Origin of the sequence: Streptomyces sp. ME19-01-6, from assembly GCF_033793745.1 — a bacterium.
GTDB lineage: Bacteria > Actinomycetota > Actinomycetes > Streptomycetales > Streptomycetaceae > Streptomyces.
Window position 1 is genome coordinate 83,963 of the sequence record NZ_JARAXF010000006.1, and the last position, 21,933, is coordinate 105,895.

20 protein-coding genes are annotated in these 21,933 nt (G+C 71.5%); 12 read left to right on the top strand and 8 right to left on the bottom strand.

Going from position 1 to position 21,933, the window contains the following annotated elements; translation table 11 throughout:
* Nucleotides 1–60 precede the first annotated feature (60 nt).
* Nucleotides 61–1,326, top strand: a complete 1,266-nt coding sequence (locus PV419_RS16260; protein WP_319689237.1) for a helix-turn-helix transcriptional regulator — start codon at nucleotides 61–63, stop codon at nucleotides 1,324–1,326.
* The gene (locus PV419_RS16265; RefSeq protein WP_319689239.1) at nucleotides 1,323–1,841 is read left to right on the top strand and encodes an NUDIX hydrolase; all 519 of its coding nucleotides are present in this window, start codon (nucleotides 1,323–1,325) and stop codon (nucleotides 1,839–1,841) included. The genes PV419_RS16260 and PV419_RS16265 overlap by 4 nt, the downstream gene beginning before the upstream one ends.
* A gap of 244 nt (nucleotides 1,842–2,085) precedes the next feature.
* Here PV419_RS16265 and PV419_RS16270 read toward each other — a convergent pair whose 3' ends face one another.
* From PV419_RS16270 to PV419_RS16280, 3 genes are all read right to left on the bottom strand, one after another.
* A complete protein-coding gene (locus PV419_RS16270; protein WP_319689240.1) occupies nucleotides 2,086–2,271 on the bottom strand; it encodes a hypothetical protein in 186 nt (61 codons plus the stop codon).
* A 495-nt stretch (nucleotides 2,272–2,766) separates the two neighbouring features.
* Nucleotides 2,767–5,223 carry an ABC transporter permease gene (locus PV419_RS16275; RefSeq protein ID WP_319689241.1) on the bottom strand — a complete coding sequence of 819 codons (2,457 nt, stop codon included), beginning with the start codon at nucleotides 5,221–5,223 and terminating at the stop codon, nucleotides 2,767–2,769.
* A complete protein-coding gene (locus PV419_RS16280) occupies nucleotides 5,223–5,936 on the bottom strand; it encodes an ABC transporter ATP-binding protein (RefSeq protein ID WP_319689948.1) in 714 nt (237 codons plus the stop codon). Before PV419_RS16280 ends, PV419_RS16275 begins: the two co-directional genes overlap by 1 nt.
* Nucleotides 5,937–6,114: 178 nt before the next feature.
* Here PV419_RS16280 and PV419_RS16285 point away from each other — a divergent pair, with 178 nt between their 5' ends.
* Complete coding sequence (locus PV419_RS16285) at nucleotides 6,115–6,723, top strand: response regulator transcription factor (RefSeq protein ID WP_319689242.1); 609 nt, start codon at nucleotides 6,115–6,117, stop codon at nucleotides 6,721–6,723.
* Nucleotides 6,724–6,833: 110 nt separating this feature from the next.
* Here the strand turns inward: PV419_RS16285 and PV419_RS16290 are convergent, their stop codons facing one another.
* The 3 genes from PV419_RS16290 to phoU all read right to left on the bottom strand — a co-directional run bounded on the left by PV419_RS16290 (nucleotide 6,834) and on the right by phoU (nucleotide 10,157).
* The gene (locus PV419_RS16290; protein WP_319689244.1) at nucleotides 6,834–8,885 is read right to left on the bottom strand and encodes a sensor histidine kinase; all 2,052 of its coding nucleotides are present in this window, start codon (nucleotides 8,883–8,885) and stop codon (nucleotides 6,834–6,836) included.
* 231 nt (nucleotides 8,886–9,116) lie between these two features.
* On the bottom strand, nucleotides 9,117–9,275 hold the full coding sequence (locus PV419_RS16295) for a hypothetical protein (protein WP_319689246.1): 159 nt from the start codon (nucleotides 9,273–9,275) through the stop codon (nucleotides 9,117–9,119).
* Nucleotides 9,276–9,479: 204 nt separating this feature from the next.
* Nucleotides 9,480–10,157 (bottom strand): phosphate signaling complex protein PhoU, encoded by a 678-nt coding sequence (gene phoU, locus PV419_RS16300; protein WP_319689247.1) that lies wholly within the window; start codon nucleotides 10,155–10,157, stop codon nucleotides 9,480–9,482.
* 213 nt (nucleotides 10,158–10,370) lie between these two features.
* Between phoU and PV419_RS16305 the strand changes: the two genes are divergently transcribed.
* Entirely contained in the window at nucleotides 10,371–11,660 is a 1,290-nt protein-coding gene (locus PV419_RS16305) for a sensor histidine kinase (RefSeq protein ID WP_319689249.1), read from the top strand.
* Nucleotides 11,657–12,337 carry a response regulator transcription factor gene (locus tag PV419_RS16310; protein WP_037960596.1) on the top strand — a complete coding sequence of 227 codons (681 nt, stop codon included), beginning with the start codon at nucleotides 11,657–11,659 and terminating at the stop codon, nucleotides 12,335–12,337. The genes PV419_RS16305 and PV419_RS16310 overlap by 4 nt, the downstream gene beginning before the upstream one ends.
* Before the next feature lie 189 nt (nucleotides 12,338–12,526).
* On the opposite strand, the gene PV419_RS16315 is transcribed toward PV419_RS16310, so the two are convergent.
* A complete protein-coding gene (locus PV419_RS16315; RefSeq protein ID WP_319689253.1) occupies nucleotides 12,527–13,228 on the bottom strand; it encodes a DUF461 domain-containing protein in 702 nt (233 codons plus the stop codon).
* Between the two features lie 635 nt (nucleotides 13,229–13,863).
* On the opposite strand from PV419_RS16315, the gene PV419_RS16320 reads away from it, so the two are divergent.
* The 7 genes from PV419_RS16320 to PV419_RS16350 all read left to right on the top strand — a co-directional run bounded on the left by PV419_RS16320 (nucleotide 13,864) and on the right by PV419_RS16350 (nucleotide 20,940).
* Nucleotides 13,864–14,346, top strand: coding sequence for a CarD family transcriptional regulator (locus tag PV419_RS16320; RefSeq protein WP_003953493.1), 483 nt, complete (start codon nucleotides 13,864–13,866; stop codon nucleotides 14,344–14,346).
* Between the two features lie 314 nt (nucleotides 14,347–14,660).
* On the top strand, nucleotides 14,661–15,452 hold the full coding sequence (gene ispD, locus PV419_RS16325; RefSeq protein WP_319689254.1) for a 2-C-methyl-D-erythritol 4-phosphate cytidylyltransferase: 792 nt from the start codon (nucleotides 14,661–14,663) through the stop codon (nucleotides 15,450–15,452).
* The gene (gene ispF / locus PV419_RS16330; RefSeq protein WP_319689255.1) at nucleotides 15,442–15,960 is read left to right on the top strand and encodes a 2-C-methyl-D-erythritol 2,4-cyclodiphosphate synthase; all 519 of its coding nucleotides are present in this window, start codon (nucleotides 15,442–15,444) and stop codon (nucleotides 15,958–15,960) included. The genes ispD and ispF overlap by 11 nt, the downstream gene beginning before the upstream one ends.
* Nucleotides 15,961–16,096: 136 nt before the next feature.
* Nucleotides 16,097–16,501 carry a PPOX class F420-dependent oxidoreductase gene (locus PV419_RS16335; protein WP_319689257.1) on the top strand — a complete coding sequence of 135 codons (405 nt, stop codon included), beginning with the start codon at nucleotides 16,097–16,099 and terminating at the stop codon, nucleotides 16,499–16,501.
* Nucleotides 16,502–16,593: 92 nt separating this feature from the next.
* Nucleotides 16,594–17,994, top strand: a complete 1,401-nt coding sequence (cysS, locus tag PV419_RS16340) for a cysteine--tRNA ligase (protein ID WP_319689259.1) — start codon at nucleotides 16,594–16,596, stop codon at nucleotides 17,992–17,994.
* A 190-nt stretch (nucleotides 17,995–18,184) separates the two neighbouring features.
* Nucleotides 18,185–19,138 carry a 23S rRNA (guanosine(2251)-2'-O)-methyltransferase RlmB gene (gene rlmB / locus PV419_RS16345; RefSeq protein WP_319689260.1) on the top strand — a complete coding sequence of 318 codons (954 nt, stop codon included), beginning with the start codon at nucleotides 18,185–18,187 and terminating at the stop codon, nucleotides 19,136–19,138.
* A gap of 134 nt (nucleotides 19,139–19,272) precedes the next feature.
* Nucleotides 19,273–20,940 carry a DoxX family membrane protein gene (locus PV419_RS16350; RefSeq protein WP_319689262.1) on the top strand — a complete coding sequence of 556 codons (1,668 nt, stop codon included), beginning with the start codon at nucleotides 19,273–19,275 and terminating at the stop codon, nucleotides 20,938–20,940.
* Nucleotides 20,941–21,122: 182 nt separating this feature from the next.
* Here the strand turns inward: PV419_RS16350 and PV419_RS16355 are convergent, their stop codons facing one another.
* The gene (locus PV419_RS16355; RefSeq protein WP_319689263.1) at nucleotides 21,123–21,890 is read right to left on the bottom strand and encodes a nucleotidyltransferase family protein; all 768 of its coding nucleotides are present in this window, start codon (nucleotides 21,888–21,890) and stop codon (nucleotides 21,123–21,125) included.
* Nucleotides 21,891–21,933 lie beyond the last annotated feature (43 nt).

The following is a 21,933-nucleotide window of genomic DNA, read 5'->3' on the forward strand; positions in this document are numbered from 1 at the left end:
GGAGTCACGGCTCGCTCGTTTGGCATAGCCTCGAGGAACCGCCTTATGGGGGAGACGTCCATGGACCGTGTGCGGCGAGATTCACGCGAAGTTGTCGCCGGCCTGCTGGGCGACGATCGATTCCTCGCTGCCTGCGCCAGGCGTGACATGGGAGCGCTGTTCCGCTTGCTCAACAACCGCGGGATCAGCACTCGGCGCATTGCGGCCGCCGTGGACATCACCCAAGGGCGGCTCTACGACTACATGAACGGCAAGAGCCGGGTCGAGAAGCTTGTCATCTTTGAGCAGATCGCGGACGCCTTCCACATCCCGGGCCAGCTCCTGGGCCTGGCCTCACGCCCCTGGGAACCCACCCCCGCGCCACCTCCCGCGCTCGAACGAGCGGTCCCTCCAGACGGCGACGACCTGGCCGCCGTGGACGCCTTCCGCAGCGCCGACCGGCAGACCGGCGGCGGTCGCCTCTACGGAGCGGTGGTCCGGCACCTCAGCGGCAGCGTCGCTCCCCGCCTCGTCGATGCCGACAGCAGCCCCCACGTCTTCGCCGCCGCAGCCGCTTTGACCGAGATGGCCGGGTGGATGGCACACGATTCCGGCCGCGACGACTTGGCCGGGCGCCACTTCACTCGCGCCCTCTCCCTTGCCCGCACCTCGGGCGACACCCTGCTGGCCGCCAATATCGCCGCCAGCAACAGCCACCTGGCCCTTCAGGCCGGCGATCCGACCTCCGCGTCGCATTGGGCCCGCACCGGCCTGGAACTCGCCGGCCAAGGCCCGCGCGTCCCCGCGCTCACCGCCCGCCTGCACGTCATGTCGGCTCGCGCCCTGGCCGCGTCCACCCAAGCTGCTGTGGTTGCCCGCGCCCTCGACCAGGCCCACCAGGCCCTTGACAGCGCCACGCCACAGGCCGAGCATCTTTGGCTCAGCCCCTTCGACTCCGCCGCCCTGGCCAGCGAGGCTGCGCTCGCCCTGCGCGACCTGGGGCAGTACGACGATGCCCTGCACCATGCCGAACAAGCCATCGCACTCCGAGAAACTGGTCGGGCGCGGTCCCTCGCCTTCAGCCGCATCACCTTGTGCCGTATCCACATCGACCGCCAGGACTTGGACGCCGCCGTCAGCGTCGGCCACACCCTGATCGCTGCTGATCCCGCCCTCAGCTCCGTCCGTGTCGTCCACCAATTGGACACCGTTCGTAAGCTTTTGGCATCCCACCGCGACCATCGCCCCGTACGCGACCTCCTGGCCCGCTTCGACGAAGCCTGGCACGCCAGAATGCTGCTGCTCGCCGACATCATCCAGCCGCCCAGCAAAGGCACCACTCCATGAGGCCCACCCCCGCAGACCCCGCCGCCTGGAACGCTTACCTTGCCGAAGGCAACGCCACCCAGGCCCGGAAACGCGTCTCCGCCGACGTTATCCTGCGCGACCTGGCCGGCCACATCCTGCTGGTGAACCCCACCTACAAACCCGGCTGGGACCTCCCTGGTGGCATGGCCGAGGCGAACGAGGCGCCCGACGACGCGGCCCGTCGGGAGATCAAGGAGGAGCTGGGCCTAGACCTCCAGCTACTCCGCCCGCTCGTCGTCGACTGGGTGCCACCCCACGGCGCCTGGGACGACCAGATCGCCTTCGTCTTCGACGGCGGCACCCTCGACCACGACCAGGCCACCGCACTGCGCCCTCACGACGACGAACTGTCCGAACTGGCCTTCGTGCCACCGCACCATATCGATGGCTGGCTACAAGGCCGGCTGGGCCGACGGCTGGAGGCCGCCATCACCGCGCTGTCCGACGCACACCCGAAGTTTCTGCGCGACGGGCAGCCGACGCCGGACGCGTGAGCGTATGTTCCGGAGCCCCCGGCCCCTCCCGGGCAGCGTGATCTGGACTACAAGCCTCCGACGCTGAGCCAAGAGCGCGTGTGCTTTTCCCAGGATGGCCAGCGCCCTCTGGCACTTGGCCAGTTCGGCAGCCAGCTTCTCGTTCTCCGCGCGCAGCCGTTCGGCCTTTTTCCCGGCCGCGCTCTTGCCCGTCGGTCCGGAAGGCGGTCAGCGCATCCAGCGCGCTGGCGTCCCGGGCGTTCCGTCAGTCGATGATGTGCGAGTGGTACAGCCCCTCACGGCGCAGAAGCGCGCCCTTCGCGCCCGGCTCGGTCAGCCGCTCGTACTCCTCCATGATCCGAAGCTTGTGCTCCGGAGTGAAGGACCACCGCTTCGGCCCGCCCGCGCGGGGACCGAGCTTCTTGTTGCCCACGACCTCGTCATCGGCCACACCGGCCGATTGTCCTCATGTCTCACGAGAGTCTGACAGGGAGGGCTCGGCCGGAGCGTAGCGGCTAGCTTGCGTTCGTGACCTCGACATCAGATCCCCTCTGGCAACGCTATGAACTATCAGTTCGCGAGATGCTCAAGGCGTTGGACCCCAGCGCCAGCGTCATTCACGACAAGCAAGTTAGAGGCCGTCTCAGCGGAGCGCGACGGCAGGTAGACGTCTACGTGACCGGCAAGTGCTAGGACGCCTCCGGCGCACACAGTCTGTCCCAAAATTCGGGCCGTCCCTGGGCCGTCCAAGGCCGATCAATGGTGGCCAAGAGCGACCAACGTCGACCACCAGGCACTCACGGGCACTGCTCTGAGCAGCGAAACCCCAGCTCACCAAGATCCCCGGCAAGACTGAGGGCAAGGAGAAGTAACAACAAACAGTAAGCCCCACCGCCCAAGCCCCCCACCCGTGCCCTTCGCGCAGGCAGGGGGCCTTCGGCGGTCCTCACTCGCGCGCGCCGATCGCCTCCGCAGGGTGTCGGCGGAGGGCCAGTCGGGCCGGGAGGGCGGTGGCGGTCAGGGCTAGGGCGGCGGTGGGCAGGAGGACGGCGAGGTAGGTGAGGGGTGGGATGTGCGGGGTGGATGAGCTGGTCATGCCGGTGGCGAAGGCGGTGAGTGTGAGCAGGGCGATGCCTGTGCCGAGGGCCGTGGCGATCAAGAGGGCGGTGAGGGTCTCCAGGCGCAGGACGCGCAGGACTTGGCGGCGCGTGGTGCCCACCAGCCGCAGGAGGGCCAGTTCGCGGGAGCGGTCCGAGGTGGACATGGCCAGGGTGTTGATCACGGCGATCGCGGAGAAGGCGATGATCAGGCCCATGGCCACGTAGTTGACTTCGGCGTTGGGCGCGCTCGCGGCGACGGCCTCGGTGTGGTCCATGACCGTGACGCCGGGGACGGCCGAGGTCAGGGCGGACAGTTGAGGGCGGGACAGGTTGGGGGCCGTGATGAGGAGGGTGGCCATGGGGTTGTCCACATGGGGGGCCACCGAGGCGTAGGAGAGGGTGAGGTCGCCGTAGCCCAGGCCGCGGCTGTAGAGCGCGGCGACCTTGAGGGTGGCGGGCGTGCCGTCGCCCAAGGTGAGGCGGAGGGTGTCGCCCACGGTCACGCCGAGCCGGTTGGCCGCGTTCTCGCTGACCGCCAGGGAGTCCGTACCGAGGTCGCGGAGGGAACCGGCGACCACGCCGAGGTCGGTCGTCCGTTCGAGGCCCTGGGCGGTCACTGCTTGCGCCCCGTACTTCTTGAGGCCGATCCGTACCGAGGTGTGCAGGACTTCGGTGACGGCCTCGACGCCGGGCCGGTCGCGCAGGGATTCCGCGAGGGAGTCGGGGACGCGGGGGCCGAGGACGTAGTCCGCTCGGCTGCCGGAGGCGATCTCACGTTGGGCGGCGTGCCCCATCGTGGTCTGCGAGAACAGGATCGTGCAGGTCAGGGCGGTGAGCAGACACAGCGGGGTGACGATGGACGCCAGCCGCCGGGATTCGGCCCGCAGGTTGGCCGCGGCCAGATGCCCGCCGACCCGGGAGATGCGGAGCGGCAGGGCGAGCAGGGCGACCGCCGCGCGGACCAGGAGCGGGCCGAGGAGGGACACCGCGAGGGTCCACACCAGCGCGGTGAGCAGCACCACCGGGCCGGAGGCCGCCTCGGTGGACAGCGTCGACAGCACGAGGGTGAGCGTGACCCCGCCGGCGGTGGCGAGGAGACCGGCCACCAGCCGGACCCAGGGCAGCCGCGCGGTCGGCAGCGCGGCCTCGCCGAGCGCCTCCACCGGGCGTACCCGGGCCGCCCGGCGGGCCGAGAGGCGGGCCGCGGCCCATGCGGCCAGCGCCGTGGCGAGCAGCGCGGCGAAGGCGGGGAAGGGGCTGACCACCAGCGCCAGATGTTCCGGCACGGCGCCCAGGGCCACGAACCGGGACCGCAGCCAGAAGCCCAGTCCGATGCCCGCGGCGGAGCCGAGGAGGCCGGCGGCGACGGCGGTCATGAGTGCCTCGCCGGCGAGCAGCCGGCGCAGCTGTTTCGGGGTGGCCGCGATGGCGCGCAGCAGGGCGATCTCCCGTTGCCTCTGCTGGACGGAGAGCGCGAAGGTGCCGGCCACGACGAGGATCGCGACCAGGAGTGAGGTGCCGCCGAGTGCTGCGCCCAGGCTGACGAGTTTCACCCGCGCCTGCTCCGCGTCGAGGAACTCCATGGCGCCGCGGCCGTCTCCGGCGTACTCCAGGGCCCTGGTCCCGCGCAGGGCGGCGGTCAGATCCGGCCGTTCCCCCGGCTTCGGGAAGACTCCGATCGCGCTGACCTGGCCGGGGCGGCCGGCCAGCCGCCGTGCCTCGGCCGGGGCGAAGAAGAGGGTGTCCTGGCTGGGCAGGGCCTGCCGGGTGACGCCCGACACCCGGTAGGTGGCGGGGCCCGCCGAGGTCAGGACGGACAGCCGGGCGCCCGGGCGGGCACCTGAGCGGCTGTCGACGACCACCTCGTCGGCGGCCTTCGGGGCATGGCCGGAGGCCAGGGTGAAGGGGGTGAGCGCCGCCGAGTCCCAGCCGTGGCCCTGGGCCGGGCCGCTCTTGCTGGACACAGGGAAGGTCACCTCGGCGACCACCTCGCGTACGCCCGGGGACCGGCGCAGCCGCTGTGTCAACGACGCCGGTATCCAGGCGCGTTCGGCGATCGGCTTCGCCTTGTGCTTCGTCTTGCCATTGGACTTGTGGATGGTCTGGTGCACGTACTGGTCCCCGGCCACCAGCACCGGAGCGCCCGCGTAACGCTCGGGTGCGACACGGCCGCGCAGCCCGGTCTCCAGCAGCATCCCGCAGGCGGTGACGAGCGCGGCGGCGCACAGCAGGGTGACGAACGCGCCCGCGAAGGCGGCCTTGCGGTGTCGCAGCGTCTTGAGTGCGAGGGTCAGCACGGCCATCACTTCCACGCTCCCAGCCGGGTCATCCGCTCGGCGATCCTGTCTGAGGTCGGGGCGCCCATCACGTCCACGATGCGGCCGTCGGCCAGGAACAGGACGGTGTCCGCGTACGAGGCCGCCACCGGGTCGTGGGTCACCATGACCACCGTCTGACCCATGTCGCTGACGGTCTCCCGCAGCAGGGTCAGGACGTCGCGGGCGGTCATCGTGTCGAGCGCTCCCGTCGGCTCGTCCCCGAAGATCACCTCCGGGCGGGTGGCCAGAGCGCGGGCGAGCGCGACGCGCTGCTGCTGGCCGCCGGAGAGCTGGGCCGGGCGGCGGCCCGTACGCCCCTCAAGACCCACACGCCGCACGATCTCGCCCAGCCACGCCTTGTCCGGGCGGGCACCGGCCAGCCGCAGTGGCAAGGTGATGTTCTCCAGCACGGTGAGCGAGGGGATGAGGTTGAACGCCTGGAAGACGAACCCGACCCGCTGCCGCCGCAGTCGGGTCAGCTTTGTCTCGTCCATCCCGGTCAGGTCCGTGTCTCCCAGCCGGACCGTGCCCGAGGTGGGTGTGTCGAGGCCTGCGGCGCAGTGCAGGAACGTGCTCTTGCCCGACCCGGAGGGGCCCATCACCGCGGTGAAACTGCCCTGGGCGATGCTCACCGATACCTCGCGGAGTGCGGCGACGGACCCCTGGCCCTTGCCGTAAACCCTGCTGACCGCGTCCAACCGCACTGTGTCTGTCGACCGCGCCGTGTCCGCCAACCGCGCTGTGTCGTCCAACCGCACTGTGTCTGCCATGAGGTCAACCCTGCTGGTCAGGCACGGCACGGGCCACGGACGTCATCATGTCCGAAGCATGACCTCGTCATGATCCGGACTCTGTGCAACTGGTATACCTGGCCGGGTGATACGGGTGCTTCTGGCGGAGGATCAGCACATCATCAGGGAGGCGCTGGCAGCGCTGCTCGGCCTCGAGAAGGACATCGAGGTCGTCGCCACCGCCGACTCCGGCGCCGCGGCCGTGGACGCGGCCAGGGTCTACCGGCCGGACATCGCCGTGCTCGACATCGACATGCCCGGGACGATGGACGGGCTGGAGGCGGCGGCCGTGGTGCGCGAGAAGGTGCCCGACTGCCGGGTGCTGATGCTCACCGCGTACGGCAAGCCCGGGCATCTGCGCCGGGCGCTCGGCGCGCGGGTGGACGGGTTCGTCCTGAAGACCGCGCCGCCGGAAGACCTCGTCGCCGCGATCCGCAAGGTGGCGGTGGGCGAGCGGGTGCTCGACGCCTCGCTCGCGGTCACCGCGTGGGACCTGGCCGACAACCCGCTCACCCCCCGTGAGGCCGAGGTGTTGCGGCTGGTGGCCCAGGGCGCGGAAGCCACCGAGATCGCGGCGCAGGTGCACCTCACGGCGGGGACGGTCCGCAACTACCTCACCGCCATCGTCACCAAGCTCAACGCCCGCAACCGGACGGACGCCGTCCGTATCGCGACGGAAGCGGGCTGGATCTAGGGCAGGGTCAGCGGAGCCCGTGGCGGTCCGTCCAGGAAGAGATCGCCCCGGCGATCTCGGCCGGCCGGTCCTCGGGGGCGTGATGCCCGGCCGGATTTCGTCGACGACAGTCAGGCCTCGCGCGGCACCCACGCGGCCAGTTCGAACCAGCCCTCGTCGCCCGAGTCCACGGTCAGCTTCCCGTCCAGCGCCGCGAGCCGGGCCGTCAGATTCCCGATCCCCGACGACCCCGAACGGCCGCCCGCGCCGCGCGACCCGTCGTACCCGTCGTTGCGTACGAGCAGCCGTACCCCGCCGTCCACCGAGACCGTCGAGATCGTGCACGAGCGGGCGTCGCTGTGCCGCAGCACATTGGTCACCGCCTCCCGCAGTACCGCGCTCAGCGCGGTCTCCGCCTCGGGTCGAAGGCCGTCGTGGGCCAGTGACACCTCGGCCGAGACACCCGCGGCGGTCAACACCGAGCGCACCGAGGCGGCCTCCGCGGTCAGCGACATACTGCGCACGCCACCGGAAGCCGCCCGCAGGTCGGCCTCGCCGCGCTCGGCCATGGCCAAGACGCTCATCAGCTGTGAGCGGGCCTGCTCGGGCGGCAGCCGGCGCGCAAGCTCGCAGGTCAGCAGCGCGCCGGCCAGGCTGTGGCCAAGCAGGTCGTGCAGGTCACGGGCGGCGCGCAGGCGCTCCTCGACCACCGCCGAGCGGGCCAGCCGCCGCTGCGCCTCCTTGAGTTCGTTCACGATCTGGTCGAGGCGCAGCAGGCCGTAGACGACGAGCCCGGTGACCACGGTGCTGAGGGCGTAGTTGACCGTCATCGCGAGCGACAGACCCAGCCGCGGCCCGATGAGCGCGACGCTCGCCGTCACACAGCCGACCAGCGGCCAGGCCACGGACCGGCGGAACGCGAGCAGCAGCGGTCCCGCGAGGAACCCGGCGGCCCCCAGCCAGGCGCGGCCGAACGCGAGGATCGGCAGATACGTGAACAGCGCCATCACCGCGAGCGCCGTCATGTGCCGTCCGCGCACCGAACGGACCTGCAGCGCGATCACCACGGCCAGACAGGCGGCGGCGGGCAGGACCCGGCCACCGGGCACCATCAGCAGTGCCTTGAGCGAGAAGCCGACCAGCACGGTGACGAGCAGGATGAGGGAGACCGAGCGAGCGTGCCCGTCGCCGGCCGGCTCCCGGGGTCGCGCCACATCGGGAAGCGTGGCCTCCACCACGCGCCGCCCTTCGCGGGTCAGCCCGGTCGTCAGGGTGCCGCCCGCCTCCGCGATCCGGTCGGGAAGATCACCCAGACTCTCGTCATCCGCCGTCCGCGCCCCGTCGCTGACGACGCGCAGGCGTATCCGTCCCCGCTCGGCCGCGGTCTCGATCAGACAGCCGGTGGCCGCGCCCCGGCGGACGATGTCGGTCACGGCCGCGCGCAGCACGTCCGCGAGCAGCGCCCCCGCGGGGCCGAGGGGTTCGGTGTGTCCGGTGCGCACCTCCACCGGGACCCCGGCCGTGGTCAGCATCGCCCGCGCCGCCGTCGTCTCGGGCGCCAGCGACATGGAGCGGTAGGACGCCGCGGAACGCCGGGCGTCGGCGAGGCAGTCACGGGCTGAGCGCGTGATGTCGGCGAGCAGCCGCTCGGCCCGCTCCGGCTTCGCCAGGGCCGCCCGTACACCCGTGGTGATCTCGGCGAGCCCGCGCCCGAGCCCGTCGCTCAGCTCGCCGGCGATCCGCAGCCTCTCCTCGGCGACCGCGGCCGCGGCCAGGCTCAGCCTGGCGGCGTGGAGTTCGTCGGCCCGCTCGGTGAGCCGGGTGAGGCCGAAGATCACCAAGCTCATGAGCACCATGCTGATGGCCGAGTCCACGGGCCCGCGGAGTGCCGCGCCGACGGCGACCGGCACGGCCAGCGGCCACGCCGGGGTCAACAGCACTGAACCGCCGAGAAAACCGAGGATCCCGACGGACGCGCCGGTGGCGTACACCGCCGCGTAGCACGCGGCTCCTTGTGCGGCGAGCAGCCACGGCCATGCCGGTTGCCACCGCCGCGGCAATGGCAGCACATGGAACAACTGGAGGCCGAACACGACGGGCGCGAGCAACGACCCGCCGGAGAGGAAGACGGTCGCGAAGGCGGCCAGCACCACGACGGTGACGGCTCGCGCCGGACCGGACATCAGACCTCCCCCGACGCCAGCCGCGCCCAGATGCCAAGATCCTAAACCACGCGACAGAACACTTGTTCTGCTTCGGTGCGATTCTTCGCGATGCGGCAGATTCTTCGCGATGCGGCACACGCCGAAGGGCCTTCGACCGGACACCGGATACTCGGATGCCGGTCGAAGGCCCTTCAGCGCGTCGCCGTGAGTACGAATGCGTGGGTACGAATGTGCTGGGTGCGAAATGCGTCAGCCGCAGTTGCCCCCGCACGAGCAGGAGCCGCCGGACTGGCAGCCGCAGGAACAGCCGGAACCGCAGCCGCAGGCGCCGAGGAGAGGCAGCGGGGGGCGGTGTTCGGCGGCCGGCCGGGTGGGGTCGGCGGGGGTGGGAGTGGGGAAGTCGGCCATGAGTCGCCTCCTTGGGAGGGGTCACCTCCTGCCCATGGTGCCGGTCCGGTGGCCCCCGCCCGTAGCGGCGCATGGACGGCGCGCGGATGCACGGGCCCCGCGGCGCGCCGGGCGCGTGCCCGGCGCGTGAGGGCGCGCCGGGACGCCCTCACGCCCCCTGAGCGGGCCCCTGGACACGCCCCTCGGGCGCTACGGGGCCGAAGATCAGGCCCCCTCGGGCGCCTCCGCCTGCGTGATCTCGTCGGCGTGCTCCCCGGTGACCAGGTACACCACGCGCTTGGCGACCGAAACCGCGTGATCGGCGAACCGCTCGTAGTAGCGGCCCAGCAGCGTCACGTCGACGGCCGTCTCTATGCCGTGCTTCCAGCGGTCGTCCATCAGGTGCTGGAAGAGGGTGCGGTGCAGCAGGTCCATCGCGTCGTCGTCCTCCTCCAGCTGCAGCGCGAGGTCGACGTCCTTGGTGATGATCACCTCGGCGGCCTTGGCCATCAGCCGCTGCGCGAGCTGGCCCATCTCCAGGATGGTCGCGTTCAAGTCACGCGGAACGGCCGAGTCCGGGAAGCGGAGCCGGGCGAGCTTGGCGACGTGCTGGGCGAGGTCGCCGGACCGCTCCAGGTCGGCGCTCATCCGCAGGCTGGTCACCACTATCCGCAGATCCGTGGCCACCGGCTGCTGCCGGGCCAGCAGCGTGATCGCCCGCGCCTCCAGGTCGCGCTGCAGGTTGTCGACCTTCTCATCGGCGGCGATGACGCTCTCGGCCAGCTTGAGGTCCGCGTCGAGTATCGCCGTGGTCGCTCGACCGATGGCCGAGCCGACCAGCCTGGCCATGTCGACGAGGCCATCCCCGATCGAATCGAGCTCCTCGTGGTACGCGTCCCGCATCACTGACCTTCTCTCGCTGTTGGATCTCGGTGAACTCTTGGACTCGACGCCGAATCGCCGCCCCCCAGGCTTCCATGTTCCGGCGAAAACGCGTCGGGCTCCGGCATCCGGAGTGAACCGCCACTGACTCCCCGGTGAACTCTGGGCAACGTCTCCCCGAGGGCGCCCGTCTGGGGCTGTGGAGCTGTCTCGTGCCGCGCATAACCTGGACGCATGAACGTGAACGCGGCGATCGCCGCACTGGCGGCGCTCGCCGGGCTGTGCACCGGCGTCATCGCCATGCTGGCGTTCCGCTGGAGCGAACGCGAACAGGCGAAGCCTACGCGCTCCTCACTGCACACCGACGCTGCGCTGCCGCCAGGCGTGGACACCGTGCTCTCCGTCCTGCGCTCCTCGGCCGTCGTCCTCGACGAGGCGGACGCCGTGGTCAAGGCCAGCTCCGCGGCGTACGCGCTCGGGCTGGTCCGCGGCGGGAAGCTGGCCGTCGAGCCGATGCTGCAGATGGCCCGCGACACCCGGCGGGACGGAGAGATCCGCCAGATCGAACTGGACCTGCCCCGGCGCGGCACCGGCCGCGGCGAGGCCCTCGCGGTATCGGCCAGAGTCGCCCCGCTGGGCTCCCGCCTGGTGCTCCTGCTGGTGGAGGACCTCACCGAGGCCCGCCGGATCGAAGCCGTACGGCGCGACTTCGTCGCGAACGTCAGCCATGAGCTCAAGACCCCCGTCGGCGCGCTGTCCCTGCTGTCCGAGGCCGTGATGGACGCGTCCGAGGACCCCGAGGCGGTCACCCGCTTCGCCGGGCGGATGCAGATCGAGGCGACCCGGCTGACCAGCCTCGTCCAAGAGCTCATCGACCTCTCCCGGGTGCAGAACGACGACCCGCTGGAGGACGCGGAGCCGGTCCGCGTGAACGAACTGGTCGCCGAGGCCATCGACCGGTGCCGCCACCAGGCGGGCACCAAACAGATCACCATGGCCACCGGCGGCACCGCCGACCTGCACGTATGGGGCAACCGCGGCCAGCTGGCCGCCGCGCTCGGCAACCTCGTGGAGAACGCGGTCAACTACAGCCCGGCCCGCACCCGCGTCGGCATCGCCGCCCGCCGCATCCCCGCCACCGGCGGCGATCAGATCGAGATCGCCGTCACCGACCAGGGCATCGGCATCTCGGAGAGGGACCGCGAGCGGATCTTCGAGCGCTTCTACCGGGTGGACCCGGCACGCTCGCGACAGACCGGCGGGACCGGGCTCGGGCTCGCCATCGTCAAACACGTGGCCGCCTCGCACGGCGGGGAGGTCACTGTGTGGAGCGCCGAGGGACAGGGCTCCACCTTCACCCTGCGGCTGCCGGAAGCCGGCTCGGTACGCGACCGCGACCGAGACCGCGACCGCTCGTCGCGCGAGCCGTACGAGACCAACGCTGACCTCGATGGAGAGGACCAGGACCGGCCGTACGAGACCAATTCCTGTGATCACCTTTCTGCCCCGGAGGTCCTTCCGTGACCCGAGTTCTGGTCGTCGAGGACGAGGAATCGTTCAGTGACGCGCTGTCGTACATGCTCCGCAAGGAGGGATTCGAGGTCGCGATCGCGACAACGGGGCCTGAGGGGCTCGACGAGTTCGAGCGCAACGGTGCCGATCTGGTGCTGCTCGACCTGATGCTGCCGGGCCTCCCCGGCACGGAGGTGTGCCGTCAGCTGCGCGGCCGCTCCAACGTCCCGGTGATCATGGTGACCGCCAAGGACAGCGAGATCGACAAGGTCGTCGGCCTGGAGATAGGGGCCGACGACTATGTGACCAAGCCCTTCTCCTCGCGTGAGCTGGTGGCCCGCATCAGGGCCGTGCTGCGCCGCCGCGGCGAGCCGGAGGAGGTCACCCCGGCCGCGCTGGAGGCCGGCCCGGTGCGGATGGATGTCGACCGGCACGTGGTCACGGTCGGCGGCGGCAAGGTGGACCTCCCGCTGAAGGAGTTCGACCTGCTGGAGATGTTGCTGCGCAACGCGGGCCGGGTGCTGACCCGGATGCAGCTGATCGACCGCGTCTGGGGTGCGGATTATGTCGGCGACACGAAGACGCTGGACGTCCACGTGAAGCGGCTGCGCGCGAAGATTGAGCCTGACCCGGGGGCGCCGCGGTATTTGGTGACGGTGCGCGGGTTGGGCTACAAGTTCGAGCCGTAAGCCGGCCTGAGCCCCGGGGTTCGGCGGGCGGAGTCCGGCGCAGCGTCTTGAAGCCCGTGAGGCCCCCTGGGGCCGATCGGTGCGAGGGGCGCGTTGGGGTGGGGGTTCGAGTAAGCCGTACAGCTTCGCCGTGAGGGCCCTGGAGTTGCTTCCAGGGCCCTCACGGCGTTTGCTGTCGCTGCTGTCGGCTCAGTGGCCCGTCGGCGTGGGTTCGCCGGACGCGATGCCGTTGGTCGGCGCGCCGCTCTCGTTCGCCGCGCCGGACGGCTTGTTGGTCGCCGTGGCGGTGCCGGAGGCCGGGGAGCCCGGCTTCGTGGTGGTGGTCTGCTTGCCGCCCGGGGTGGTGGGCGCCGTGGCGGACGGGGTCGTGGTCGGCATCTGCGACGGGCCCCAGTCCTCGAAGTAGTGCGTCGCCGGGACCACGAACGCGGTGATCGGCACGTCGCCCGTCTTGCTGAAGTCGAAGACGATCGGCTGCGCGTCGCCGTTCTTGGGGGCCTCGCGCCCGTCCGCGATGACCGCGGAGGGGTTGCCCTTGCCGCCGAGGAGTACCGAGCCGCCGGCCGGGACGACGACCGCGCCGGTGCCCTTGGCCGGGGAGACCTTCACCTTGATGCCGGTCCCGGGGAGGGTGATGGCCTTGAGGGTCTGGTTGCCCCCGCCGTTGTTGAAGATCTTGGCCGTGATGACGGCCGGGCCCTTCGTCTTGCGGTCCGGCTGGGTCACGACGGTGGCGTTCTGGATCTTGATATCGCCGACGGACGTCGCGGCGTTGTCCGGCTTGACCTGCAGCGTCTGCGCGTCGTTCCCGGCCGCGCAGGCGGAGAGTGAGGCGACCGAGACCACGAGGGCGGCGGCGGCGAGGGCGCCGCGTCGAAGGCTGCTGCTCACGGCGGCGGCATCTCCTAGGGCTAGGTAAAAGTTGGATCAGCGGGCTTAGGTTACCGATCCCCCTGTCCGGGGCCGCACCCGACCCACCCCGGGTTGCCCGCTGCTCGCCCGCGGCCCGCCCGGCGCACCGTCCGGCACCGCATCCCGGGCGCTCCCGATCCGATCTTCAGCTTCCCGGATCCACTTCTGACGTGCGTGTCTGATGTGTGCGGCGAATATCGGTCCGGTGGCGGAAGGGGCGATTATCGGTAAGGAATGTGTGGACGTCCGAGAATTGATCAACACTCTTGATCCACTGTTGATCCACCCCTGATCCACTCTGGCGTGATCAATTCGGGAAAGAGGATGGGATCAGCCGCTCCGGGCTCGAACGGAGTAGCGGAAGTCCTTCGACTGGACTCCGGCAAAACGGGACGTAAGGTCACTCGTGGGGGGGTGTCGAGGGGTGTAACGTACGGGTTTCGCTGCGCCCGCGCAGCCGCTCCCACCTGCGGATACCCGCTTCCGTAGCCCCCGCCCAGCACGTTCCGCCCGCTGTTGTCAAGCCCCGAGATATGCCCTGACCTGCGAAAACGCCATTCAGAAGAAGGCGTTCCCGTGTTACCCTGGATAGCCACGGAAGGGGTACCTGTCACATGACGTTCAAGGTTGGCGACACCGTGGTCTATCCCCATCACGGGGCCGCGCTGATCGAGGCCATCGAAACTCGCCAGATCAAAGGCGTGGACAAGACCTACTTGGTGCTGAAGGTCGCTCAGGGTGACCTGACGGTTCGTGTGCCGGCGGACAATGCGGAGTTCGTCGGTGTGCGTGATGTGGTTGGCCAGGACGGGCTGGACCGGGTCTTCGAGGTGTTGCGCGCGCCGTACGCCGAAGAGCCGACGAACTGGTCCCGTCGCTACAAGGCAAATCTCGAGAAGCTCGCCTCCGGCGACGTTATCAAGGTCGCCGAAGTGGTGCGCGACCTGTGGCGCCGAGAGCGGGAGCGCGGACTCTCCGCCGGTGAGAAGCGCATGCTCGCCAAGGCACGCCAGATCCTGGTGAGTGAGCTCGCCCTCGCTGAGAACACCAACGAGGACAAGGCCGAGGCCCTGCTCGACGAGGTCCTCGCGTCCTGACACATAGATGCCGCGGTGCCCGAGTGACTCAGACGACATAGCGTCTGTCGCCGGGCGCTGCGGCATGTGCGCATGCCGGTGTCGCCGGAGATTCAGGTGCCCTGAAAGGTGCCCCGAACATCCGGCCCCGCTGTACGTACCACGGCTGACGCTCCGGCCGACTGCTTGCCGGCTTCGCGCCGACGGTGCTGGTGTGCCGGGCCCGGGCAGCTGGCTCGACCAGTCGTCACGGAAGGGGCTGGTCGGGGCATCGCGCCCGGCACGCTGTGGCCATACCCACTTCGGTCGAGGAAGCAAACCTGAACGCCAACTCAATGTCCGTATCAGGGCAGTCCGCGAATCCCAGGGGCGCCGAAAGCCCCGCCCGTCCCACCGGTACCGCCGCCGTCATCCCGGCAGCGGGCCGCGGGGTGCGTCTGGGGCCCGGCGCGCCGAAGGCGCTGCGGCCGCTCAGCGGTACGCCGATGCTGGTCCACGCGGTGCGCGCCATGGCCCGGTCCCGTTCCGTCACGCTTGTCGTCGTGGTCGCCCCGCCGGACGGGGTCGATGAGGTCCGCCGGCTGCTCGACGCCTCTCCACTGGCCGGAAACACCGAGGTGGTGGTGGTGCCCGGCGGCGAGACCCGCCAGGAGTCGGTCCGGCGCGGCCTGGCCGCCGTACCCGAGGACATCACGTGCGTCCTCGTCCATGACGCGGCGCGCCCGCTCGTGCCCGTCGACACCGTGGACGCGGTCGTCGCCGCCGTACGGGAGGGGGCGCCCGCCGTCGTCCCGGCGCTGCCGCTCGCCGACACCGTCAAGCAGGTCGAACCGCGCACCGGCGACCGGGCCGGGGAGCCCGAGCCGGTGGTCGGCACCCCGGAGCGCGCGCTGCTGCGCGCGGTGCAGACCCCGCAGGGCTTCGACCGGGCCACGCTGGTCGCCGCGCACGAGAAGATCGCCCTGGAGGGCGAGGGCGCGACGGACGACGCCGGGATGGTGGAGCGGCTCGGGGTCGAGGTCGTGGTCGTGCCCGGTCACGAGGAGGCGTTCAAGGTGACCAGGCCGCTGGACCTGGTGCTGGCCGAGGCCGTGCTCGCGCGGAGGAGGGCCACCGATGGCTTCTGAGGTCTCCGGCACGCCCCTGGCCGGGATGCCGCTCGTGGGCATCGGCACGGATGTGCACGCCTTCGAGAAGGGCCGGGAGCTGTGGTGCGCGGGTCTGCTGTGGGAGAGCGATGAGTACGGAGAGTACGGCCTGGCCGGGCACTCCGACGGCGACGTCGCCGCGCACGCCGCGTGTGACGCGCTGTTCTCCGCCGCCGGGGTCGGCGACCTCGGAGCGCACTTCGGCACCGACCGCCCCGAGTGGGCGGGGGCCTCGGGGGTCACCCTGCTGGCCGAGGCCGCCCGGATCGTCCGCGCCGCGGGCTTCGAGATCGGGAATGTGGCGATCCAGGTGATCGGCGTGCGCCCGAAGATCGGCAAGCGGCGGGACGAGGCGACGAACGCGCTCTCGGCGGCGGTCGGGGCGCCCGTGGCGATCTCGGGCACCACCACGGACGGTCTGGGCCTCACCGGCCGGGCGGAGGGCCTCGCGGCGATCGCCACGGCCCTGGTGGTGCGGACGCGCTAGCCGCGCTGTCCGGGACGGGGCAGGGCGGGGGAAAGGCGCTCCGCCGAACGGCCCTGCGCGCCGGGATTTGACGGTGTGTCGCGCGCTCATCGGGTACCCAACACACCGTACGTATCTCGCGAGGGAAGGAACCGCCGTGTCAGCCGCACTCTCCGATGAGCTCAAGCGTCTCCTCGACACCCCCGTCTTCGTGACCGTCGGGACCCTCCAGTCCGACGGCAGTCCGCAGCTCTCACCGGTCTGGGTGAAGCGCGACGGCGACGAGCTGCTGTTCTCGACCACCATGGGTCGGCAGAAGCAGAAGAACATCGCCCGGGACCCGCGGGTGTCGGTCGTGGTGCAGCCCTCCGACGCCCCGTACACCTACGCGGAGATCCGCGGCACCGCCAGCTACACCACCGAGGGCGCCTACGACCTGATCGACGAGCTGTCGCTCAAGTACACGGGCAAGAAGTACGCCGAGTTCAACCCGGCGTCGGCGGAGGACGCCCAGCGCATCGCCGTACGGATCACCCCGCGCAAGGTGGTCGGCAGGGTCTGAGCCGGCGGCCGGAGCGTCCCGAGTGTCACGCTTCTGTGTCCCTGCGGCCATAGGGTCGCGGGGCACTGCCGCCTTCCGTCTACCCTTGATGCGTGACTATTCGCCTGTACGACACCAGCGCCCGGCAGATCCGTGACTTCAACCCGCTCACGCCGGGCTGCGTCTCGATCTACCTGTGTGGCGCGACCGTGCAGGCCGCCCCGCATATCGGGCACATCAGGTCGGGGCTCAACTTCGACATCATGCGCCGCTGGTTCACCTACCGCGGCTACGACGTGACGTTCATCCGCAACGTCACGGACATCGACGACAAGATCATCGCGAAGTCGGCAGAGCAGAACCGCCCCTGGTGGGCGATCGGCTATGAGAACGAGCGCGCCTTCAACTCGGCGTACGACATCCTCGGCTGCCTGCCCGTGACCTATGAGCCCCGGGCCACCGGCCATGTGCCGGAGATGATCGAAATGATGCGGGGCCTGATCGAGCGGGGTCACGCCTACGCCGCCGAGGGCAATGTCTACTTCGACGTGCGCTCGTACCCCGGCTATCTGCAGCTCTCCAACCAGGAGCTGGACGGGCTGCGCCAGCCCTCCGGCGAGGGGGAGAACGGCAAGCGCGACCCGCGCGACTTCGCCATGTGGAAGGCGGCCAAGCCCGGCGAGCCGAGCTGGGAGACCCCGTGGGGGCGCGGCCGGCCCGGCTGGCACCTGGAGTGCTCGGCGATGGCCCACAAGTATCTGGGCTCGGCCTTCGACATCCACGGCGGTGGCGTCGACCTGATCTTCCCGCACCACGAGAACGAGATCGCGCAGGCCAAGGCGTTCGGCGACGACTTCGCGACGTACTGGACGCACAACGCGTGGGTGACCATGAGCGGCGAGAAGATGAGCAAGTCGCTCGGCAATTCGGTGCTGGTCTCCGAGATGGTCAAGCACTGGCGCCCCATCGTGCTGCGCTACTACCTCGGCACCCCGCACTACCGCTCCATGATCGAGTACAGCGAGGAGTCGCTGCGCGAAGCCGAGTCCGCGTTCGCGCGCATCGAGGGCTTCGTACAGCGAGTCACTGAAAAGGCAGGGAAGGCGGTCGCTCCCGCCGCCGAGGTGCCGCCCGCGTTCGCGGAAGCGATGGACGACGACTTCGGCGTCCCGCAGGCGCTCGCCGTCGTCCACACCACCGTCCGCCAGGGGAACTCCGCCCTGACCGCCGACGACAAGGAGTCGGCGGTCCAGCGGCTGGCCGAGGTGCGCGCCATGCTCCGTGTGCTGGGTCTCGACCCGCTCGACGAGCACTGGGCGGGCGGCCCGGACCGGGGTGAGGATCTGCACGGCGTGGTCGACTCGCTCGTACGGCTGGTCCTGGAGCAGCGGCAGGCCGCGCGGACCCGTAAGGACTACGCGACGGCGGACGCCATCCGCGACCAGCTGCAGCAGTCGGGGCTGGTCATCGAGGACACCCCGAGCGGGCCGCGCTGGGAGCTCGGCTCGCGCTGACCCCGGCGGCCCCGCTCCGACCGAGCCCCGACAGACCCCCGACCGACGCGGTGCGCCCCGGCGCACCCACCGACATGACCCAAGCAGGCAGCCGCCGGACCAGGTCCGGCGGCACAGCCGCGCGAAGCCGTGAGGCCCGTCAGGGCCGGGCGGCCGGCGGGCGGCCACGGATGAGAAACAGGTGAACCCCATGGCCGGCAACAGCCAACGCAGGAACCGCCGCACCGCCAACAAGAAGGGCGCGACGGTCGGCAGCGGCGGCAAGCGGCGCCGGGCCCTGGAGGGCAAGGGCCCCACCCCGCCCGCCGAGATGCGCAAGGGCCACGCCAAGCAGCGCGTCGCCCAGGCGCGCGCCAAGCAGGCCGCCCGCCGCCCGGCCCCGCGCCGGGGCGGCGGCAAAGGCACGAACGAGCTGGTGGTGGGCCGTAACCCGGTCTTCGAGGCGCTGCGCGAAGGCGTCCCGGCCAGCACCCTGTACGTCCAGCAGTTCATCGACAGCGACGACCGGGTGCGCGAGGCGCTGAAGCTCGCGGCCGACCGCGGCGGCATCCACCTCATGGAGGCCCCGCGCCCCGAGCTGGACCGGATGACGAACGGCCTGAACCACCAGGGGCTGGTGCTCCAGGTGCCGCCGTACGAGTACGCCCACCCCGAGGACCTGCTCGCGGCCGCGGCCGACGAGGACCAGGACCCGCTGATCGTCGCCCTCGACGGGGTTACCGACCCGCGCAACCTGGGCGCGGTGGTGCGCTCGGTGTCGGCGTTCGGCGGCCATGGCGTGGTGGTGCCGGAGCGGCGCGCGGCCGGGATGACGGCGGGGGCGTGGAAGACCTCGGCGGGCGCCGCGGCGCGTACTCCGGTGGCGCGGGCGACCAACCTCACCCGCGCGCTGGAGGCGTACAAGAAGGCGGGCCTGATGGTGGTCGGGCTGGCCGCCGACGGTGAGACCGAGGTGCAGAACGCCGAGGTTCTGGACGGCCCGGTGGTGATCGTCGCCGGCAGCGAGGGAAAGGGGCTGTCCCGGCTGGTCGCCGAGACCTGCGACGTACTGGTGCGCATCCCGATGCCCGGCGGCGCCGAATCGCTCAACGCGGGCGTCGCGACGGGCGTCGTGCTGTACGAGGCGGTCCGGCACCGGGGCTGACCCGACCTGGGCTTGATGGGCCTCACATGATCATGGCTTGACGGGCCTCGGACACCTCGGGGCGGTCATGGCAGTGTCCTATCCGCGCGTCACTCGGTTAGATGAGCGTGGAGACCAGAACACCCCGCACGCCCATGGGGGGACGCGCACCGGGTTTTGACGACGAGCCACAGCTGACCATGACCAAGGTGCCGAGCGATCCGGCACAGGTCACCGTCAATCCGGCGAGCTTCCGGGTGCGGCTTGCCGCCCCGGTGGTGAGCGGCGCGCTGGCGGACACCACGCGGCTCGCCCGCGTCCCGTCCGCCGCCCGGCGCCGCCCGCCCGTGGTCTGGAGCGGCCGCACCCGGCCCGGCGGCGACGCGGCGGCCACCCGGCTGCTGCAGGCCGTGCGGTACGCGGGGGCGGGGCTCACGGAAAGCGGCGTCACCGGCATCGCCGGCGCCTCCGGTGCCGGGGACGGCGGCGAGGACGCGACCGCCACACAGGTGCTGCCGCGGCTCACCTTCGACGACGGCCCGCCCACGGTCGTCGGCCCGCGCCGCAGCTCGTACGCCGAGAAGGGGCACCTCCCAGCGGCAGCCGGGGGAGCGCCGTCCGCGGACGGGGCCGGGGCGCGGCACGGGGCACCGCGCGAGCCGCGCGCGCCACAGGGGCGGACGGCTGAAGGGCGGACGGCCCGGCGCGGGGGCGCCGAGGTGCCGCGCCCGCGCCGCCACGCCGACTCCGTACGGCACGCCTACTACCCCGGCCGCCGGATGAACCTGGGCGTGGTGCTGCTCCCGCTGCGCATCTTCCTCGGCCTTATCTCCATCTACGCCGGCATGGGCAAGCTCTCCGACCCGGTCTACTTCGACGGCGGCGAGCGCGGCTCGATGGTCACGTGGCTGCGTTCGCTGCATCCCTGGCCGATCGCCGAGCCGCTGCGCGACGTCGCGCTCGGGCACCCGGTGGGCGCGGGCCTGACGGTGGCCTTCCTGCAGGTCGTGGTCGGGGTGCTCACGGTGCTGGGGCTGTGGCAGCGCCTGGCGGCCTGCTTCGGCGCGTCGCTGTCCGCCGCGCTGATCCTGACCGTGAGCTGGCGGACCGTACCGGTGTACGACGCGCCGGACATCATCTACCTCGCCGCCTGGAGCCCGCTGATCATCGCGGGCGCCCCGGTGTACTCGACGGACTCCCGGCTCGCGGGCGAGGCGTGGCGGCGGCTGGGGCCGCGGGTCGGGCTGTGGGCGCTGCGGTGGCGTGTGCTGCGCCGGGGCGGCTTCATGGCGCTGATCGTGGTCGGGATGACGCTGCTGCTCGGCTCGATGCTCGGCGGCGCCGTACGGGCCTCGGAGACGGTGCGAGCGCCGGAGCCGAGTGACGCCCCGACGAACAACCTGCCCGGCTCGCCGCTGCCCCGGCGGGCCGACCAGAGCCCCACCGGCGCCACCCGCGGCCCCCTCGGCGCGGGCGGAGCGGCCTCCCCGCGCGCCCCGCGGACCAGCCCGACCACCCCGTCGGCGGCCTCCTCGGCGGGCCCGCCCAGCGCGTCGGGCCCGGCCGGCGGCTCCCACCGGCCCAGCCCGTCCCAGGGCGGCGCGCGGACCGCCCCCGGGCAGCCGCGGCGGCCCGCCGACCCGGCGACCACGGAAGGGCCGTCGTCGGCGGGCGGGCGGAGCGGCCGGGGCGGTCTCGGGAGCGGCGAGGGCGAGACCTGGCCCGAGGTGGCCGGGGGCAGCGGCGGCATGTCCGGCGACTCGTACGGCTACGGCGAGGGCTCCCCGGAGAGCGGCGGCGCCCTCGGCGGTCTCCTCGGCTGACGTGCCGGTCGGCTGACGCGCCATCTGGTACCCGGAGACAGTCTCGTACCCGGAGACAGTCTCGTACCCGGAAACACTCTCGTACCCGGAGACAGTCTCGTACCTCGAAGCGCTCTGGTACCTGGGAACACACTGGTCCCTGGAAACACTCTTGGGGGGCGGACCGCGGTCCGCCCCCCAAGTCAGTGCGTGCCGTGCGGCGGCGGTCCGGCGGCCAGCTCCTTGGCGGCCTCGGTCAGGTCCTTGGCCGTGTCGATGGCGCGCCAGTACGCGCCGTGGGGCAGCGGGAACCCGGCCAGGCGGCGCTCGCGGGCGAGCCGGGGGAAGGTGGTGCGCTCGTGGTCCCCGCGGTCGGGGAGGAGCGCGGTGAAGTCGGCGGAGAAGACGTAGACGCCGGCGTTGATGAGGTAGGGCGACGGGGGCGCCTCGATGAAGTCGAGGACGTGGCCGAACTCGTCGGTCTCCACCGCGCCCCAGGGGATGCGCGGACGGGCCAGGGAGAGCGTGGCGACGGCGTCCCGCTCGCGGTGGAAGTCGGCCATGTCGCGGAGCGAGAAGCGGGTCCAGATGTCGCCGTTGGTGGCATACCAGGACCGGTCGGGGTGCGGGAGCGACGCCGCGGCGAACTTCAGACCGCCGCCGCGGCCGAGCGGCTCCTTCTCGACGACCGTCGTCACCCGCAGCGGCAGGTCCGCCGACTCCAGCCAGTCCTGGAGCACCGCCGCGAGGTGACCGCAGGAGACGACGGCATCGGTGACGCCCTCGGCGGCCAGCCAGGCGAGCTGGTGGCCGATGATCGGGGTGCCGGTGCCGGGGATCTCCACCATGGGCTTGGGGCGGTCGTCGGTGTACGGGCGCAGCCGCGAGCCCTGGCCTCCGGCCAGGACGACGGCTTGCGTGGGGCGCGCGGGCAGCGGGGGCCGCGCCGCGGTGCGGGCGTCATCTGTCATGGGCCGCACGATATGCGGGACCGCCACAGACATATCGGTGGGG

Bases quoted from the DNA above. Each gene is read 5' to 3' on its own strand.
- PV419_RS16260 (WP_319689237.1), top strand. From the start codon at position 61: ATGGACCGTGTGCGGCGAGATTCACGCGAAGTTGTCGCCGGCCTGCTG.
- PV419_RS16265 (WP_319689239.1), top strand. From the start codon at position 1,323: ATGAGGCCCACCCCCGCAGACCCCGCCGCCTGGAACGCTTACCTTGCC.
- PV419_RS16275 (WP_319689241.1), bottom strand. From the start codon at position 5,223: ATGGCCGTGCTGACCCTCGCACTCAAGACGCTGCGACACCGCAAGGCC.
- PV419_RS16290 (WP_319689244.1), bottom strand. From the start codon at position 8,885: ATGTCCGGTCCGGCGCGAGCCGTCACCGTCGTGGTGCTGGCCGCCTTC.
- PV419_RS16295 (WP_319689246.1), bottom strand. From the start codon at position 9,275: ATGGCCGACTTCCCCACTCCCACCCCCGCCGACCCCACCCGGCCGGCC.
- phoU (WP_319689247.1), bottom strand. From the start codon at position 10,157: ATGCGGGACGCGTACCACGAGGAGCTCGATTCGATCGGGGATGGCCTC.
- PV419_RS16305 (WP_319689249.1), top strand. From the start codon at position 10,371: ATGAACGTGAACGCGGCGATCGCCGCACTGGCGGCGCTCGCCGGGCTG.
- PV419_RS16320 (WP_003953493.1), top strand. From the start codon at position 13,864: ATGACGTTCAAGGTTGGCGACACCGTGGTCTATCCCCATCACGGGGCC.
- ispD (WP_319689254.1), top strand. From the start codon at position 14,661: ATGTCCGTATCAGGGCAGTCCGCGAATCCCAGGGGCGCCGAAAGCCCC.
- ispF (WP_319689255.1), top strand. From the start codon at position 15,442: ATGGCTTCTGAGGTCTCCGGCACGCCCCTGGCCGGGATGCCGCTCGTG.
- rlmB (WP_319689260.1), top strand. From the start codon at position 18,185: ATGGCCGGCAACAGCCAACGCAGGAACCGCCGCACCGCCAACAAGAAG.
- PV419_RS16350 (WP_319689262.1), top strand. From the start codon at position 19,273: ATGGGGGGACGCGCACCGGGTTTTGACGACGAGCCACAGCTGACCATG.
- PV419_RS16355 (WP_319689263.1), bottom strand. From the start codon at position 21,890: ATGACAGATGACGCCCGCACCGCGGCGCGGCCCCCGCTGCCCGCGCGC.